Source organism: Cellulosimicrobium cellulans (assembly GCF_007679345.1).
In the GTDB taxonomy this organism is placed as follows: Bacteria; Actinomycetota; Actinomycetes; order Actinomycetales; family Cellulomonadaceae; genus Cellulomonas; species Cellulomonas cellulans_A.
Genome location: NZ_VEGH01000002.1, coordinates 326,659 through 342,645, shown reverse-complemented (window position 1 = coordinate 342,645; position 15,987 = coordinate 326,659). Strand labels below are relative to the sequence as shown.

Here is a 15,987-nt window from a genome sequence, read left to right as displayed (position 1 = left end):
GACCTCCGGGGGTGCGGCTGGGGTGGTGCTTCTCGGTGCCTCCAGCCAACGTGGTCGCCGGGTCGCGCGGCAGTGCCGCGGTGTCACCGGCGCACGTGGGGTCGCGCGCGTCCGCCCGTGACGGATGTCATGGCCGTACGGTCGGCGGCATGGCTTCTCGGGCGGCAGGGGTGGGCGCCGCGGTCGGCAGCCCGTACGCCGGCGGCGTGCGGGCCACCTGGTGGTACACGGTCGCCGGCCTCGTGTTCCTCGACCTCGTCGTCCTGATGAACTGGTGGCTGTGGCTGGGCCAGCTCCCGGCGCACGCGGTGCTGCCCGGCGGGCCGGCGCTCGCGGCCCTGGGCGTGGCGCTCCAGCTCGGCGCGGCGGCGGTGCTCGTGCGGGACTACCCGGTCGCGGTGCGGCCGGCCGACGCCGAGGACACCGTGACCGCGCCCCGCCGCCGCCGGGGCGCGGTGGCCCTGGCGGTCGGCGCGGCCGGGGCGGCGCTGCTCGGCGTGACGACCGGCTCCTGGATGCTCGGGGTCGGCGTGCTGGCGTTCCTGCTCAGCCTGCTGCCCTGGCCCCGGGGCGTGCGGTGGCGGCTCGTCGCGCTGCTCACCCTGGTGCTCGGCGGGCTGTGGGTGGTCGACGCGCCGCGGCTCGGCATCGACACCGCCGACGCCGACCTGTCGACGCTGCCGCCCACGCTGATCCTGCTGCTGCCGGCGCTGTCCGCCTTCTCGCTGTGGTGGTGGGACCTGGTGCGGGAGCTCGACCGGGCCCGGGAGGCCGCGGCGGCGGTGTCGGCCATGCGCGAGCGGCTGCGGCTGGCCGGCGAGGTGCACGACCTGCAGGGCCACCACCTCCAGGTCGTCGCGCTCCAGCTCGAGCTGGCCGAGCGGCTGATCGACCGCGACCCCGCCGCGGCGGCGGAGCAGATCCGGACCGCGCGGGCGTCGGTCGACGAGGCCCGCGCCGGCACCCGCGACCTGGCGACCCGGTTCCGGGGCGTGCCGCTCCCGGACGAGCTGGCGAACGCCGCCGACCTGCTCCGCGCGGCGGGCCACGAGGTGCAGGTCGAGCTCGACCGCGGCGCGGAGCGGGCGCCCGCCGACGTGCTCGGCCCGCTCGTCCGGGAGAGCGTGACGAACGTCCTCAAGCACGGCGCCGGCGGCCGTGCCCGGATCAGCCTGCGCCGGGAGGGCGGCATGTGGCGGTACGCGATCGCGAACGACCGGGACCCGGCCGCACCCGGTGCCGGGGCGTCGCGGGGGACCGGGGTGGCCGCGATGCGGGACCGGATCGCCGCCCTCGGCGGGACGGTGGAGGTGCGGGCGGACGAGGAGTTCGTGCTGACGGTCGCGGTGCCCGAGGTCGCGGTGCCGGAGGGCGCTAGGCCCGAGGGCGCGGGGCCCGAGGGCGCGGCGGACGGGGTGGGCGCGTGATCCGGGTGCTGATCGCCGACGACGAGGACATGATCCGCACGGCCCTCGCGGCCCTGCTCCGGCTGGAGCCCGACCTCGACGTCGTGGCCGAGTGCGCCTCCGGCGACGAGGCGCTGGCGGCGGCCGTGCGGACCCGGCCGGACGTGTGCCTGCTGGACCTGGAGATGCCCGGGACCGACGGGATCGACACCGCCGCGCGGCTGGCCCGCACGGTGCCGACCCGCTGCCTGGTCGTCACCCGGCACGCGCGCCCCGGGGTGCTGCGCCGTGCGCTGCAGGCGGGCGTCGACGGGTTCCTGCCGAAGTCCCGGCCCGCGCAGGACGTGGCCGAGGTGATCCGCCTGGTGGCCGCCGGACGCCGGTACGTCGACCCCGAGGTGGCGGCGGACGCCCTGGCCGACGAGCGCAGCCCGCTGACCGACCGCGAGCTGGACGTGCTGCGCGCGGGCCGGCGGGGCGAGACGATCGCGCAGATCGCGGCGGCGGTGCACCTGTCGCCCGGGACGGTGCGGAACCACGTGTCGTCGGTCCTCGGCAAGGTCGGGGTGGCCACCCGGCAGCAGGCGGTGCTGGTCGCGGAGGAGCGCGGCTGGATCTGAGCCGGCCGGCCGCGCGACGGGCACGCGGGACGACGGCGGGTCCGGGTAGCCGGACCCCGCGTGCGTGGTTCCACGCAGAGCGCGGCCGACGCGGTGCCGTCCCCGCGTGAGATCAGGGAGTCACCTTCCCCGACCACCACCGAGGACCACCGTGCACGCCACCCTGACCGCCCCGCCCGCCCTCGCCGGGACCGCGCTCGAGGACCCCGCCGTCGCGGCGGTCCCCGTGGCCGCCCGCACCGGCGCCGTCGACACCGACCGGCTCCTGCTCGACCACCGGCACGCCCTCGCGGTGCTCCTCCTCGAGATCGCCGGCCTCCGCGACCAGGTCCGGGACGGCCGGGCGCACGACCCGGTGGAGCACATGACGTGGCGGCTCAAGTCCGCCGCGTCGATCGAGGCCAAGGCCCGGCGCAAGGGCATCCCGCTGGACGACGGCGCCCTCCGCCGCGAGATGCAGGACCTGGCGGGGCTGCGCGTCGTGTGCGCGTTCCTCTCGGACCTGCGTGACGTCCGGGACGCGGTCCTCGCCCTCCCCGGGCTGGTGCTGCTCGAGGAGCGGGACTACACCGCGCGGCCGAAGGCCAGCGGCTACCGCAGCCTGCACCTCGTCGTCGGCGTCCCCGTCCGCGGCGCCGGTCAGGTCACGGTCGAGATGCAGCTCCGCACCGTCGCCATGGACTTCTGGGCGTGCCTGGAGCACCGGCTCGCCTACCGGCACCACGCCCCGGTCCCCGTCCCGGTCGCCGCCGCGCTGCGGCGCTCCGCCGCCGTCACGAACGCGCTCGACCTCGCGATGGACCGGCTGTGGTCGCGCACCGCGGACGCGGCCGCCGCTCCCGCGCCCGGTGAGTCCCGCGCGGCCTGACGCACCGACCCGACCCGACCCGTCCCAGGAGGTCCCGATGTCACTGACCCTGTCCACCACCGCGTCCACCGCGGCGACGCCCACCACCGACCGAGGGGGGTGGCGGTCGTGAGCCGGCGCGACACCGTGCTCGTCGGGATCGACGGCACGGCACCGAGCCGGCAGGCGCTGGACTGGGCGGCCGCGTACGCGCGGCGCACCGGGCGCTCGCTGCACCTCGTGTGCAGCTACCAGCTGCCCGACACCCACCCCCGCGGCGACTGGCCGTACGCCCACCCGCTCATCGAGGACTGCGCGGTCCGCCGCCGGGTCGAGCAGGTGCTGGACGAGGGGCGGGAGCGCGCCGAGCGCGCCGGCGTCTCCGCGTCGACCGAGGTGGCGGAGGGCGAGCCGACGGCCGTCCTCGTGGAGCGGTCGGCCGAGCACGCGCTCGTCGTCGTCGGCGCGCGCAACGCGGGTCGCGTCGCGGAGCGCCTGCTCGGCACGGTCTCCGCGACCCTGCCCGCGCACGCGCACTGCCCGACCGTCGTCGTGCCGGCGCGGCACCACCCGGTGCGGCGCGGCGCCCCGTCCGCGCGGCAGGAGGCCCCGCGGCACGGGCGCGTCGTCGTCGGCGTCGACGGGTCGCCCGGTTCCGAGGCGCTGCACCACGCGGTGCAGCAGGCGCGCGCGTGGCGGTCGTCCCTGCTGGTGGTGCGGGCGGTGCCGACCGGCACCTGGCGGCGCGCACCGTGGCAGCGGTCCGGCGTCCGCGACGAGCTGGTCGCGACCGCCCGGGCCGACCTGGCGCGGGTGACCGACCGGCTGGGTGCCCACCACCCGGACGTCCCCGTCGAGGGCGCCGTCGTCGAGGCGACCGCGCCGAGCGGGCTCCTCGAGTGCATGACGTCGGCCGACCTCCTGGTCGTCGGCTCCCGCGGGATCGGGGGGTTCCGCGGCCTGCTGCTGGGGTCCACCTGCCAGCAGGTGCTGCACCGGGCGCACTGCCCCGTGCTCGTCGCGCGGCCGGTCGTCGGGCACCTGCCCGCGGAGCACCTCCCGGTGGAGCTCACCACGGCGTGATCCCCCGGCCTACGATCGCCGCATGGTGACGCCCATCACACGGGTCGGCATCGTCGAGGACGAGGCGCTGCTGCGCGGCATGCTGGAGCAGACGCTGTCCGCCGAGGAGTCGATCCGCGTCGTGCACGCGGTGCCCGGGGTCACGGAGGCCCGACTCGTGTTCACCCCGGGCTCGTGCGACGTCGCGCTGCTCGACGTCAACCTGCCGGACGGGAACGGCGTCGCGCTCGGGGTCGCGCTGCAGCGGGCCGACCCCCGCCTGGCGGTGATGCTGCTGTCCAGCGAGGACGTGATGGGCCTGTTCACGACGGTCCAGGAGCAGGTCAGCCGCCCGTGGAGCTACCTGTCCAAGCGGTCCAGCTTCGCGCGCGACGTCCTGGTGCGCGCCGTCGTCGCCAGCGCGCGCGGTCAGGTCGTCCTCGACCCCTACCTGGTCCAGCGCTCCACGCCTCGCGCGGGCTCCGCGGTGGCGGAGCTGACCCCCGCGCAGTTCGGTGTGCTGCGGCTCGTCGCGGAGGGACTGTCGAACCAGGCGGCGGGGGAGCGGCTCGGCATCAACGAGCGGTCCGTCGAGAGCCACCTGAAGTCGATCTACCAGCGGCTGGGGATCGACGGCGAGGGGCACAACCGCCGCGTGGCCGCGGTGCTCGCGTTCCTGGACCAGACCGGACGGGCGTGGCGGGCGTGACCGCGACGCACGCCGCCGACACGCGACCGGCCGCCCGGGACCGCGCGGCGGCGGCCGCCCGGGACGACCGGGACCGTCGGCGGATCACGATCATCGTCGGCGTCACCAACGTGACGCTGTACGCGTTCATGGCGATGGGCGCCTGGGTCGCGTGGGGCGGCCTGCAGGAGGCCGTCGAGCACGAGCGGAGCGTCGTCGGCGTGGTCGCGGACGCCGTGGTCGTCGTCGTGATCAACCTGGCGTACGGGCTGCTGGTGCTGGCGGGCTCGCTCGCGCTCGGCGTGCTGCGGCGCGGGTGGGGCGCCCGCGTCCTGATCACCGCGGCGCTCGCGGCCGTCGCCTCGGTGCCGCGGATGGTCGCGCTGGTGGCCGTGAGCAGCACGCCGGCCAGCACGACCTACGTCGTCGCGATCGGCTCGCTCGGGATCCTCTCCGGCGTCGTCGGCATGCTCGCCGCGCTGTTCGCCGCCACGCTCGTCGACCGCGCGCGGAGCGAGGAGCGTCGTCGCGAGGCCGAGGCCGCGCGAGCGCGCCGCGCGGTCGACGCGCTCCAGGACGAGGAGATCCGGGTCCGCCGCATGGTCTTCGACCAGCTGCACGGCACCCTGCAGTACCACCTGGTCAGCGTGACCGCGGGGCTCGACGGGCTCGCCGCCCAGCTCGCCGCCCAGGGGGACCGGGACCGGGCGGCGGACCTGCGCCGGTGGGCGGAGACGCTCGAGGAGATCCGCGAGGAGGACGTCCGCTCCCTCAGCCACGCCGTGTTCCCGAGCGGCGCCGACCTCGGTACCGAGGAGGCGATCGCCCTCCTGCTGCACCGCCTGCCGCCGCAGGTGCGGACGTCCATCGAGGTCGGGCCCACCTACCGGGACCTCGTCGAGAGCGGGGCGGCCCGCATGCCGATGGCCGAGCGGCTCGTCGTGATCTACACGGTGGAGGAGGCGGTGACCAACGCGCTGAAGCACGGGCACGCGGGCACCGTCCGGGTCCGGGCCGACGCCGAGCCGACCGACGACCCGCTGCGCTGGGTGTTCACGACGGTCGTGGATGACGACGGCACCGGGCCCACCCGGCCGGACCCGACGCTGCACGGCCTGCACCGGCACCGCGAGCGGATCGAGCACCGCGGCGGCACGCTCTCGCTCGGCACCAACCCCGAGGGCGGCGGGCGGCTCACCTTCCGGCTGCCGTTCGCGATCACCGCCGACCGGTGAGCGCGCGGCGCGCGGCGGGGTGCTTGTGCCCGGCCGGGGACCGCCCCAGGCTGGGCGCATGACCGCCCCCGAGCCCGCCGCGGCCCCGGCCCCGCTCGTCGTCGCCGACGCCACCGCCTGGCGCGCGTGGCTCGACACCCACGAGCACGAGACCGACGGCGTCTGGCTCGTGCTCGCCAAGAAGGGCACCGTCGAGCCGACGAGCCTGACCTACGCCGAGGCGCTGGACGAGGCCCTGTGCAGCGGGTGGATCGACGGCCAGAAGCGGAGCCGGGACGACGCGACCTTCCTGCAGCGGTTCACGCCGCGGCGGGCGCGGTCGATCTGGTCGCAGCGCAACGTGGAGCACGTCGCCCGGCTCACGGCCGACGGCCGGATGCGGCCGCGCGGCCACGGCGAGGTCGAGCTGGCCCGCGCGGACGGCCGGTGGGACCGCGCCTACGCCGGCTCGGCGACCGCCGAGGCGCCGGCGGACCTGCTGGCGGCGCTCGACGCGGTCCCGGGTGCCCGGGCGGCGTTCGACGCCCTGGACCGCCAGGCGCGGTACTCGGTGCTGCACCCGCTGATGGTCGCGCCCACCCCCGAGGTGCGGGCGCAGCGGGTGGCGCGGGCGGTGCGGGCGCTGGCCGGGGAGTAGCGCGGCGTCACCGCGGCGTCCCGGGGCGGCGCACGCCCGGGCCGAGGCGGACGGGCGCGACGCGCCGGCTCGACGCCAGCCTGTCCCGGAGCCGCGCGTTCTCCGCCTCCAGCAGACCCACCCGCTCGGCCAGCGCGGCGGCGCGGTGCTGCGCGTCCGCGAGCCGGCGCCGGAGCGCGGCGTCCCGCCGGTCGACGGGCTCCGGCGGCACGGTGGCCTGCAGCGCGCGGATCCGCGCCGCGAACTCCCGGTGCTGCCGCAGGTAGGACACGGAGCAGTGCGCGGCGATGGCGATGGACAGGAAGTCGAACGGGCCGCCGTCGCGCTCGGCCAGGTCGATGGCGTGCGCGACGTGGTCGCGCACCACCTCGGCGCGGTGCCGCGCCTGCTGGATGACGTCCTGCTCGAGCCCGTCCTGCCCGAGCCCGTCCGGCTGAGCCCACTCGTCCGACTGCACGGGCCCACCCTGCTCCCCCGACCACGGGCGGCGGCTGCGACCATCGGCCCAGGTGGCGTGTGACGCGCGCCTCCGGCGCGGCGCCGCGCTCGCCGCGCGCCCCGGCCCGCCCGGTGCCACGCTCAGCGCATGACCGGAGATGTCCAGCACGCAGCCGCCCGCGCCGGTGACCACCCGCTCCTCGAGAAGGGCGCCCGCCTCGGCTACGCCGCCAGCGGCGTCCTGCACCTGCTGCTCGCCTGGGTGACGGTGCAGCTCGCGTGGACCTCCGGCGGGGAGCAGGCGGACCAGCAGGGTGCCCTCCAGCAGCTCGCCGGCAACGGGTTCGGCCAGGCGCTGCTCTGGGTGCTGCTGGTCGGGTTCGTGCTGCTCGCGCTGTGGCAGGCGACCGAGGCGATCGCCTGGGGCAAGGCGGCCGACCGGGCCAGGGCCGCCGCCAAGGCGGTCGTCTACGCGGTGCTGGCGGTCACGACCGTGTCCGTGCTGACCAGCGGGTCCGGCGGATCCTCGGGCGGGGCGACGTCGGGGTTGCTGTCCTCCGGGATCGGGCGCGTGCTGGTCGGGCTGGTCGGCCTCGGCGTCGTGGCGGTCGGCGGGTACCACGTGGTGAAGGGCTGGAAGGAGACGTTCCTCGAGGACCTCGAGTCCAGCCCGGCGCCCTGGGTGCGGAAGGCCGGGAGGGTCGGCTACATCGGCAAGGGCGCGGCGCTGGCGGTCGTCGGCGTGCTGCTCGTGGTCGCCGCCGTCCAGGCCGACCCCGAGAAGGCGTCGGGCCTGGACGCGGCGCTGCACGCCCTGGCCGGGCTGCCGTTCGGGGCGGTCCTGCTCACGCTGGTGGCCCTCGGGTTCGCCGCGTACGGGGTGTACGGGTTCGGGCGGGCGCGGCACGCGAAGGTCTGACCCGCTGCCCCTCGCGAGGCCCTGCGGCTACCGTCGGCGGCATGGGCCAGGTCATCGCCTCGGCGACCACGTCGCTCGACGGCTTCATCGCGCGGCAGGACCACGGGATCGACGAGCTGTTCGGCTGGTACGACGCCGGCGACGTCGTGGTGGAGAACCACGGCGACCTGCCGCCCTTCCGGCTGACCGAGGAGAGCGCCGCCTACTGGCTCGCCTGGCGGGAGTCGCTCGGCGCGCTCGTGGTGGGCCGCGAGCTGTTCGACCTCACCGACGGCTGGGGCGGGACGCACCCGCTGGGGGTGCCGTACGTGCTGCTCACGCACCGGCCGGTCCGGGACTCGGCGGCCCTCGGGTCGCCCGACCTGGTGGTGATGCACGAGGGCATCGGGGAGGCTGTCGCCGCGGCGCAGGAGCTCGCGGGGGACCGGGTCGTGGGCGTCGCGGCCGGGACGATCGCGTCCCAGGCCCACCGCGCGGGCCTGCTGGACGCGGTGAACGTCGACCTCGCGCCGGTGTTCCTCGGGTCGGGCCGGCCGTACTTCACCGCCGACGCGGGGCCGGTCGCGCTGGACGACCCGACGACGGTCGTGCCGTCCCGGGGTGTCACGCACCTGAGCTTCCCCGTCCGGCGCTGAGGTCCCGCCCGCGCGGTCAGTGGACCGCGTGCACCCGGTGGTGCAGGTGCGCCACCCCGTTCGCGAACCGCTCGAGCCCCAGCAGCTCCAGGTCGACCCGGACGTCCCGCGGCAGCGCCCGCGTCCCGCCGCCGACCAGCACCGGCGACACGAAGAGGTGCACCTCGTCCACGAGCCCCGCCCGCAGCGCCTGCCCGGCGAGGTGCGCGCCGCCGACCAGCACGTCGTGCGGCGAGCTGTGCAGCAGGCGGCGGACCGCCTCCGGGTCGAACGTCGCCTCGACCTGGGTCCGGGTGCTGCGGGGCTGGGTGAGGGTGGTCGAGTAGACGACCTTGTGCGCCGCGCGCCAGAGCTGCGCGTACTCCTGGACCGCGGGCGGCTCGTCGGCGGTCTCCATCGTCTCCCACGCCACCATGACGTCGTACAGCCGGCGGCCGTAGAGGTACGTGCCGACGCCCCGGTGCAGCTCGTTGACCCGCTGGTGCACCGCCTCGTCCGGCGTGCTCCACCCGAACCGGCCGTCCCGGTCCGCCACGAAGCCGTCGAGGGACGTGATCGCGGAGTAGACGAGCCTGGCCATGGCCGACCTCCCGGCGTGGGCGGGTCCCGCGACGCCGCGGGTCAGGGCACCAGGACAGCACACGCGGGCCCCGTCCGCCCGTAGGGTCGGGCCATGAGCCTCGACGTCGGCGTCCTGCTGCCCCGTGACCTGCCCGCCCACCAGGTGCTGCCGTACGCGCGGCGCGCCGACGCCCTCGGGTTCGCCGAGCTGTGGGTGGTCGAGGACCTCGGCTTCCGCGGCGGGATGGCCCAGGCCGCGGCGGCGCTCGCGGCGACGGAGCGGATCCGGGTCGGCGTCGGCATCCTCCCGGTCGGCGCGCGCAACGTGGCGTTCGCCGCGATGGAGGCGGCCACGGTCGCCGAGCTGTTCCCCGGCCGGCTGCACCTCGGCATCGGCCACGGCATGCCGGACTGGATGCGCCAGGTCGGCGCGTGGCCCGCGAGCCCGGTGACCGCGTTCGAGGAGTACGTGACCGCCCTGCGCGCGCTGCTGCGGGGCGAGGAGGTGACCGTCGACGGCCGGTACGTCCGGCTGGACGGCGTGCGGCTGGAGAACCCGCCGGCCGAGGTCCCGCCGGTGCTGGCCGGGGTGCGCGGCCCGAAGTCGCTCGCCGCGGCCGGCCGGTGCGCCGACGGGACGGTGCTCGCCGAGCCCGTCGGGCCCGAGTACCTGGCCGCGGCGAGCGCGCAGATCGGCCACGCCCCCGGCCACCGCGTGGTGGCCTACGACGTCGCGGCCGTGGACGCCGACGCGGCCGCCGCGCGCGACCGGGTGCGCCCCGCGCTGGCCTGGATCGGCGACCCGGGCTGGGCGCCGCACATCGACCCGATGGACTTCGCGACCGAGTTCCGCGACCTCCGCGACCGGACCCCGGACCGGGCGGCGTTCGCGGCCGCGCTGCCGGACGCCTGGGTCGACCGGCTCGCGGTCGTCGGGACGCCGGAGCAGGCCCGGGCGCGGCTGGACGGGCTCGCGCTGGCCGGGGCGGACGCGGTGGTGCTCGCGCCCGCCGGTCCCGACCCGCTCGCGGCGCTCGAGGGGCTCGCGGCGGTGCTGTGAGCGCAGGGCGCACGAGCCGGCCGGCGCGCGCGGGGGTGCTGGCGCTGGTGCTGGCGCTCGTCGCGGCGTGCGCGGCCGGGGACGCCGGTGGGGGAGGCGCCGACGCGGCACGCGACGGGGCGACGACCGGGGCGGCGACGCGGTCGACGCCGGCGACGGGTCCCGGCGCCCGGCAGGACCGTCCCGGCGGTCCGCCCGCCGGCGTGGTCGTCGACTACCAGCTCGGCGGCGGCTACCCGCCTGCGGCGGGGGTCGGCGGCGTGGTCCGCGACGTCACCGGCGAGCCGGCGCCCGGCCTGTGGTCCGCCTGCTACGTCAACGGCTTCCAGACCCAGCCCGGGGAACGGGACGCGTGGCTCGCCGACCACCCCGACCTGGTGCTCCGGGACGACGCGGGCCAGCCGGTGGTCGACGAGGGGTGGCCCGACGAGCTGCTGCTCGACACGTCGACCCCCGCAAATCGGGAAGCGCTCGCGGAGGTCGTCGGCCGGCAGGTGCGGGCGTGCGCCGAACGCGGGTTCGCCGCCGTCGAGCTCGACAACCTCGACTCCTGGACGCGGTCCGGCGGCCGGCTGGACGAGGACGGGGCGGTCGACCTGGCGGCGCGGCTGGTGGCGGTCGCGCACGAGGCCGGGCTGGCCGCGGGGCAGAAGAACACCCCGCAGCTCGGCGTGCGCGGGCGGGACGAGGCCGGGTTCGACTTCGCGGTGGCCGAGGAGTGCGCGCAGTACGACGAGTGCGCGGCGTACACCGCGGTCTACGGCGACGCGGTGCTGGACGTCGAGTACACGGACGAGGGCTTCGCGGCGGCGTGCGCCGATCCCCGCCGCCCGGCGTCCACGATCCGCCGCGACCGGGACCTGACGACCCCGGACGGCCCGGGCTACGCGTTCGACGCCTGCTGACCGGGGGAGACCCGGGCCCGCGCCGGTCGCGCGCCGATCCCCACTCGCCCGGCGCGCAGCCACCCGATCGACCGGGGCGCGGCGGGACGATCGGGTCGGGTCGGGACGGGCGCCGGGGACGACGACGCCCCCCGACCCGATCCGCGGGTCGAGGGGCCGTCGAGCGGCGGACGTCAGCGCGCGGCGCGCAGCCGGCGGGTGGCGAGCACCAGGGCGCCGCCGAGCCCGAGGAGGAGCGCCGCGGCCACGCCGAGGGCGCCGCCCTCGGAACCCGTCACCGCGAGCTCACCGGCGTGGGTCGCCGCCGGCGTGGCGGCCGCAGGGGCCGCAGCGACCGGAGCGGCCACGGGAGCGGCCTCGGGGGCGGCCTCGGGGGCGGCCACCGGGGTGACCACCGAGGGCACCGGGACGGCCAGCTGCACTGCGAGGGTCGCCCAGCGGCCGGTCGCGCCGCCGGTGGCGAACACCGTGTGCGCGCCCGTCGGGACGTCGGCGGGGACCGTGGACATCAGCCGGGCGACGCCGTTGGCGTCGGCGACCGCGGTCCCCAGGAACACCGGCTCGGAGTGCAGGTAGAACGCGACCGTCTCCCCGGGCTGGAAGCCCTCGGCGACGAGCTCCATCTGCTGCCCCGGGGCCGTGGCGGCCTTCGGGGTGTCGAGCACGGCGGACGGCGCGGTGCCGGTCCGGACGGGCTCGCCGACGACGGTGACCGTGATGGTCGCGGCGGCCGCAGCCGAGAACTCGGTCGCAGGGACCTCGAGCACCAGGGTGTGCGTGCCGGCGGTCAGCACCGGGACGGTGACGGCGAACCGGCCGTCGTGGGTCGCGCCGTGGCTCAGGACCGTCGTGCCCTCGCGGAGGGTCCACGAGGCCGGGAGCACCGAGCCCGGCACGGAGACGGTGGCGTCGAACATGGAGCGCATCGCGACCGGGACCGTGAGCGTGGCCGGGGCGGTGACCGTGGCGACGGCGGGCAGGACCGTCAGGGTGCCCTCGCCCTGCGCGGACGTGTAGCCGCCGAACGAGACGGACTGGATCGAGAGCGAGCGTGCCCACATCTGGTCGCCCGTGTAGGACGCGGTCAGCTCGTAGGAGCCGGCCGGCAGGTTCGGGACGCGGTAGGTCGCGACGCCGTTCTGGAGCGACTGGCCGGTGAGCGGCAGGCTGTAGCCGTTGCCGTGCACGGACAGGTCCACCGGTCCGGTGACCTGGGGACCCTTGGCCGGGCCCGTGACCGAGATCGTCACGGTCGCGGCCGCGCCGGCCCTGATGGTCGGGGCGGACACGGTGACCGTGGGCTGCGCCTGGACCCAGCCGGCCGAGCGCACGGACGTGTAGGTCTCGTAGCCCTCGGCGCGCACCTCGAACTCGAGGTCGACGAACTGGCCGATCTGGCCGGCGGCCGGGGTGAACGTGCGGCCCGAGCCGACCTGCACGCCGTCGACGGTCCAGCGGACCGTGTACTCGGCGCCCGGTGCGAAGCCGGTCGGCGTGGCGGTGTACTCCTTGCCGTAGGCCAGCTCGTAGCCGTTCGCGGCGTCGATCTGGAACCAGCCCTCGGGCATCGGCTTCAGGCCCGGGTCGTCGTCGGAGTCGTCCGAGTCGTCGGAGTCACCCGGGATCGTCGGGTCGATCGTGTTCCAGGCGACGATCGTGCCGGCGCCGCGGGTGCTGCCGTCGGGCGACGTCGGGTCGGCGACCAGGTAGATCATGCGGTTGAGCGCGGTGGGGACGTAGCTCGTGCCCTCCCCGACGACGGGGCCGTCCCAGTCGTCCAGCCGCCACTCGTAGGTGAAGGTCGTGCCGGCCATCCAGTTGGTGGTCGGGCGCACGGTGATCGGCGTGCCGAGGGTGGCGACGGGGTCGCCCCACTCGTCGGCGGTCGTGCCGGAGAAGACGAAGTCGGTCCACTCGTCCGGCGCCTCGACGCGGTCGTCCGCCTGCTGGCCGTCGTCGACCGGGGTGGTGTCGACCGGCGTGCTCGGCTGCGTCGTGACCGGGCCGGAGGCGGGCGCCTCGGCGAGGACGATGCCGAGGTTCTCGGTGAGGACGGGGTACCACCCACCGTCCGTGTACGCGATCACCGTGAGCACGAGCTCCTCGCCGATGTCGTCCGACGTCGGGGTGAACTGGGCGGAGGCCCCGCGCCAGCCGGCGTTCGTGCGCCAGTCCCAGGAGTACTCGGTGCCCTCGGGCGTCGGCTCGGTGCGCTCGAGCGTGAGCGTCCGGCCGGCGACGGCGACGCGGTTGCCCTGCTGGTCGAGCGAGTAGCCGGAGACGCGGAAGCCGCCGGCGGAGAACGACGGACCGGCGTCGGTGGAGCCCTGGTCGGTGTCCGGGGCGTCCTGCTCGGGGGTGGTCGTGCCGGTCGACGGCTGGCTGGTGACCGGCGTGGTGCCGGCCGGGAGGTCGGTGTCCGAGGTGTCGCCCTGCGCCGGGGTGTCCGGCGTCGGCGAGGTGTCCTCCTCGGAGCCCGACCCGGTCGTGACCGGCGTCGACTCGACCGGGGTCGACTCGACCGGCGTGGTCGAGCCCTGCTCCGGGGCGTCGGACTGCGGGTCCGGCTGCGGCTGCGGGTCGGCGGGCGGCTGCGGGTCCGCGACGGGCTGCGTCTCGACGACGGCGTTCGGGTCGGTCTCGCCCTCGTCGGCGACCGCGGCGCCTGCCGGGATCAGCATCGCCGCGACGACCGCGGCGGTCGCGAGGGCCACAGGACGCCTCATGCGCCCCGATCGCGTGCGCGAAGTGTGCACTGGGTTCTCCCCCTGTCGGACGGGGAGCGATCCCCGTGCTCGTTGAACGGGGGCCTCATCGGCGCGAGGGCGGGACGCGTCAGGGATTCTGAGGTTCGGTTCCGCGCGCGTGGGTGGTACCACCCCGATCCCGGGGCCGCGGGGCGCCGACCGGCGGCGACGCGGCACCGCGCGACGCCGCGACGCACCCGACGTACCGTGAGCCGATGGCGATCGGAGACGACTCCGGCCTCGACGACGGCCGGGTGCTGGTGCGCGGGGACCTCGTGGTCGAGGTGCCCGCGCGGTGCGTGCGCGTCGCGGACCGGCCGGTCCCGCTGACGCGCAGCGAGTTCGAGATCCTCGTGGCGCTCGCGGAGCGCGCGGGTCAGCCGGTGTCGAAGGACGAGCTCGCAGTGGCGGTCGCGGTGCACGGGCCGCACGCCGTGCCGACGCCGACGGACGCCGACAGGCGGAGCATCGAGGTGCACATGGCGAACCTGCGCCGGAAGCTCGCGGAGGGGTCGGGCGACCGGACCGCGATCAGCACCGTGCGGGGCCTGGGCTACCGGCTGACGCCCGAGGTCCGGGTCCCGGAGCAGCGCGACGGCACCGCGGGCTGAGCCGCGCCGCCGCCGCGCCGGCCCGGGCGCCGCGGGAGGTCGGGTCAGCGGGTCGCCGCGGCGAGCGCGGCGCGCAGCCCCTCGGCGTCGAGCTCGGCGCCGTACGCCGGGGTGTCCCGCTGGAACCGCCAGCCCTCGGACAGCGGCCCCGCGTCGACGACGTCGAAGCCCCACCGGTCGATGAGCGCGGTCACCTCGGCCTTGGCGTCCGCGTCGTCCCCGGCGATGGCGAGCGCGCGGCGGCCGGGCGTCCCGGCGGGCGTGCCCTTCGTCCCGAGGTCGGCGGCGGTGATGTGGTTGAACGCCTTGACGACCCGGGCGCCGCCCAGGTGGTCGGCCAGCAGCTCGGCGCTGGTGGTGGAGCCGTCGTCGAGCGCGGCCACGTGGCCGTCGCGCTCCCAGTAGTAGTTGTTGGTGTCGATGACGACCTTGCCCGCCAGCGGCGCTGCGGGGACCTGCGCGTACGCGTGGAACGGCACGGTGACGACGACGACGTCGCCGTCCGTCGCGGCCTCCTCGGCGGTGCCGGCGCGCGCGCCGTCGCCGAGGTCGGACACCAGGTCCACGAGCGTGTGCGGGCCGCGGGAGTTGCTGACGACGGGCGACTGCCCGTGCTGGACGGCCAGGCGCGCGAGGGCGCCGCCGATGTGGCCGGCGCCGATGAATCCGATCGTGGTCATGTCGGGCCAACGGGCTGGGCAGTCCCGTTGTTCCTGGTCAGGCGTCCCGGTTCCGCCGTGCGGAAAAACCGTTGGCCGACGCGCCGGTGCGGACGTACGGTCGAGGCACACGGGAAGGAGGTGGTCCGAGACATGAAGTCTTCTTGGACGCGTGAGGTGACTGCCCGCTAGTCGCGGACAGCAGTGTTCGGACGGATTGCGATCCGTTCGCCGCCCCGCCGGTCCGACCGGCGGCCGCGACGGGCGAATCCCCGCAGTCACCGCAGCCCGTGGGAGCCGCGACCTCGTCCTTCGCGGCAGGGCCCTCCAGCAGGAGGCCCGGCCCACGGGCTGTTCCCTGCCCGGGGTCAGGCGGCGCCGAGCCGCGCGAGCAGGCCCGCGCGCACCCCCGGCCACTCGGCCGGCAGGATCGAGAAGTACGCGGTGTCGCCCCGGGTGCCGTCGGGCGCGAGCCGGTGGTTCCGCAGCACCCCCTCGGGCACGGCGCCGAGCCGGGTGATCGCCGCGACGGAGCGGCTGTTCCGGGTGTCGGCCCGCAGCGCGACCCGCGCGCAGCCCCAGGTCCCGAACGCGTGCTCCAGCATCAGGAGCTTGCAGGCCGGGTTGTTCGACGTGCCCCACCAGCGCGGGGCGAAGAAGGTGTGGCCGATCTCGACCCGCCGGACGCGCGGCTCCCAGTCGTAGAACGACGTGCTGCCGCGGACCTCGCCCGTCGCGGTGTCGAGCGCCGCGAACGCGAGCCGTCCCGGCGCCTCCCGGGCGGCCGTGATGTGGTCCCGCCAGCCCGCCACGCCCTCCGGCAGCGCGGACGACATCCCGGCCCACACCCGCGCGTCGACGAACGCGGCGAGCGCCTCGGCGTGCGGGAGGTCGAGCGGGACGAGACGGGTTCCGTGGCCCTCGAGGGCGAGGTCGTGCAGCACCCGAGGAGCATCC

17 protein-coding genes are annotated in these 15,987 nt (G+C 76.7%); 12 read left to right on the top strand and 5 right to left on the bottom strand.

Translation table 11 applies throughout. From position 1 onward, the window contains the following. Positions 1 to 149 precede the first annotated feature (149 nt). From FS882_RS03845 to FS882_RS03815, 7 genes are all read left to right on the top strand, one after another. The gene (locus FS882_RS03845; protein WP_158370962.1) at positions 150 to 1,427 is read left to right on the top strand and encodes a sensor histidine kinase; all 1,278 of its coding nucleotides are present in this window, start codon (positions 150 to 152) and stop codon (positions 1,425 to 1,427) included. Then, positions 1,424 to 2,026, top strand: a complete 603-nt coding sequence (locus FS882_RS03840) for a DNA-binding response regulator (RefSeq protein WP_158370960.1) — start codon at positions 1,424 to 1,426, stop codon at positions 2,024 to 2,026. Before FS882_RS03845 ends, FS882_RS03840 begins: the two co-directional genes overlap by 4 nt. Positions 2,027 to 2,177: 151 nt before the next feature. Next, complete coding sequence (locus FS882_RS03835) at positions 2,178 to 2,894, top strand: GTP pyrophosphokinase family protein (RefSeq protein WP_158370957.1); 717 nt, start codon at positions 2,178 to 2,180, stop codon at positions 2,892 to 2,894. A 108-nt stretch (positions 2,895 to 3,002) separates the two neighbouring features. Then, entirely contained in the window at positions 3,003 to 3,956 is a 954-nt protein-coding gene (locus tag FS882_RS03830) for a universal stress protein (protein ID WP_158370954.1), read from the top strand. Positions 3,957 to 3,978: 22 nt separating this feature from the next. Next, positions 3,979 to 4,644 carry a response regulator transcription factor gene (locus tag FS882_RS03825; RefSeq protein WP_262348047.1) on the top strand — a complete coding sequence of 222 codons (666 nt, stop codon included), beginning with the start codon at positions 3,979 to 3,981 and terminating at the stop codon, positions 4,642 to 4,644. Further along, complete coding sequence (locus tag FS882_RS03820; protein WP_158370951.1) at positions 4,641 to 5,858, top strand: sensor histidine kinase; 1,218 nt, start codon at positions 4,641 to 4,643, stop codon at positions 5,856 to 5,858. Before FS882_RS03825 ends, FS882_RS03820 begins: the two co-directional genes overlap by 4 nt. Before the next feature lie 58 nt (positions 5,859 to 5,916). After that, positions 5,917 to 6,495 carry a YdeI/OmpD-associated family protein gene (locus tag FS882_RS03815; protein WP_158370949.1) on the top strand — a complete coding sequence of 193 codons (579 nt, stop codon included), beginning with the start codon at positions 5,917 to 5,919 and terminating at the stop codon, positions 6,493 to 6,495. 7 nt (positions 6,496 to 6,502) lie between these two features. Here FS882_RS03815 and FS882_RS03810 read toward each other — a convergent pair whose 3' ends face one another. Next, positions 6,503 to 6,952: a hypothetical protein gene (locus tag FS882_RS03810; RefSeq protein ID WP_158370947.1), complete on the bottom strand. Its 450-nt coding sequence runs from the start codon at positions 6,950 to 6,952 to the stop codon at positions 6,503 to 6,505. A gap of 129 nt (positions 6,953 to 7,081) precedes the next feature. On the opposite strand from FS882_RS03810, the gene FS882_RS03805 reads away from it, so the two are divergent. Continuing rightward, positions 7,082 to 7,852 (top strand): DUF1206 domain-containing protein, encoded by a 771-nt coding sequence (locus tag FS882_RS03805; protein WP_158370945.1) that lies wholly within the window; start codon positions 7,082 to 7,084, stop codon positions 7,850 to 7,852. A 41-nt stretch (positions 7,853 to 7,893) separates the two neighbouring features. Further along, positions 7,894 to 8,487: a dihydrofolate reductase family protein gene (locus tag FS882_RS03800; protein ID WP_158370944.1), complete on the top strand. Its 594-nt coding sequence runs from the start codon at positions 7,894 to 7,896 to the stop codon at positions 8,485 to 8,487. Between the two features lie 16 nt (positions 8,488 to 8,503). Here FS882_RS03800 and FS882_RS03795 read toward each other — a convergent pair whose 3' ends face one another. Then, the gene (locus FS882_RS03795) at positions 8,504 to 9,067 is read right to left on the bottom strand and encodes a dihydrofolate reductase family protein (RefSeq protein ID WP_158370942.1); all 564 of its coding nucleotides are present in this window, start codon (positions 9,065 to 9,067) and stop codon (positions 8,504 to 8,506) included. 93 nt (positions 9,068 to 9,160) lie between these two features. Between FS882_RS03795 and FS882_RS03790 the strand changes: the two genes are divergently transcribed. Together FS882_RS03790 and FS882_RS03785 are read left to right on the top strand one after the other, a co-directional pair. Then, on the top strand, positions 9,161 to 10,108 hold the full coding sequence (locus tag FS882_RS03790; protein ID WP_158370940.1) for an LLM class flavin-dependent oxidoreductase: 948 nt from the start codon (positions 9,161 to 9,163) through the stop codon (positions 10,106 to 10,108). After that, the gene (locus FS882_RS03785) at positions 10,105 to 11,013 is read left to right on the top strand and encodes an endo alpha-1,4 polygalactosaminidase (protein ID WP_262348046.1); all 909 of its coding nucleotides are present in this window, start codon (positions 10,105 to 10,107) and stop codon (positions 11,011 to 11,013) included. The genes FS882_RS03790 and FS882_RS03785 overlap by 4 nt, the downstream gene beginning before the upstream one ends. A 173-nt stretch (positions 11,014 to 11,186) precedes the next feature. Here the strand turns inward: FS882_RS03785 and FS882_RS03780 are convergent, their stop codons facing one another. Further along, on the bottom strand, positions 11,187 to 13,739 hold the full coding sequence (locus FS882_RS03780; RefSeq protein ID WP_187365117.1) for an Ig-like domain-containing protein: 2,553 nt from the start codon (positions 13,737 to 13,739) through the stop codon (positions 11,187 to 11,189). A 236-nt stretch (positions 13,740 to 13,975) separates the two neighbouring features. On the opposite strand from FS882_RS03780, the gene FS882_RS03775 reads away from it, so the two are divergent. Then, positions 13,976 to 14,371 (top strand): winged helix-turn-helix domain-containing protein, encoded by a 396-nt coding sequence (locus FS882_RS03775; RefSeq protein WP_147795124.1) that lies wholly within the window; start codon positions 13,976 to 13,978, stop codon positions 14,369 to 14,371. Between the two features lie 44 nt (positions 14,372 to 14,415). On the opposite strand, the gene FS882_RS03770 is transcribed toward FS882_RS03775, so the two are convergent. Further along, on the bottom strand, positions 14,416 to 15,051 hold the full coding sequence (locus tag FS882_RS03770) for an NADPH-dependent F420 reductase (protein WP_158370936.1): 636 nt from the start codon (positions 15,049 to 15,051) through the stop codon (positions 14,416 to 14,418). Positions 15,052 to 15,398: 347 nt separating this feature from the next. Beyond that, entirely contained in the window at positions 15,399 to 15,974 is a 576-nt protein-coding gene (locus tag FS882_RS03765; RefSeq protein WP_158370934.1) for a GNAT family N-acetyltransferase, read from the bottom strand. Positions 15,975 to 15,987: the final 13 nt, after the last annotated feature.

Bases quoted from the DNA above. Each gene is read 5' to 3' on its own strand.
- FS882_RS03815 (WP_158370949.1), top strand. From the start codon at position 5,917: ATGACCGCCCCCGAGCCCGCCGCGGCCCCGGCCCCGCTCGTCGTCGCC.
- FS882_RS03845 (WP_158370962.1), top strand. From the start codon at position 150: ATGGCTTCTCGGGCGGCAGGGGTGGGCGCCGCGGTCGGCAGCCCGTAC.
- FS882_RS03775 (WP_147795124.1), top strand. From the start codon at position 13,976: ATGGCGATCGGAGACGACTCCGGCCTCGACGACGGCCGGGTGCTGGTG.
- FS882_RS03770 (WP_158370936.1), bottom strand. From the start codon at position 15,051: ATGACCACGATCGGATTCATCGGCGCCGGCCACATCGGCGGCGCCCTC.
- FS882_RS03790 (WP_158370940.1), top strand. From the start codon at position 9,161: ATGAGCCTCGACGTCGGCGTCCTGCTGCCCCGTGACCTGCCCGCCCAC.
- FS882_RS03825 (WP_262348047.1), top strand. From the start codon at position 3,979: ATGGTGACGCCCATCACACGGGTCGGCATCGTCGAGGACGAGGCGCTG.
- FS882_RS03780 (WP_187365117.1), bottom strand. From the start codon at position 13,739: ATGAGGCGTCCTGTGGCCCTCGCGACCGCCGCGGTCGTCGCGGCGATG.
- FS882_RS03800 (WP_158370944.1), top strand. From the start codon at position 7,894: ATGGGCCAGGTCATCGCCTCGGCGACCACGTCGCTCGACGGCTTCATC.
- FS882_RS03795 (WP_158370942.1), bottom strand. From the start codon at position 9,067: ATGGCCAGGCTCGTCTACTCCGCGATCACGTCCCTCGACGGCTTCGTG.
- FS882_RS03805 (WP_158370945.1), top strand. From the start codon at position 7,082: ATGACCGGAGATGTCCAGCACGCAGCCGCCCGCGCCGGTGACCACCCG.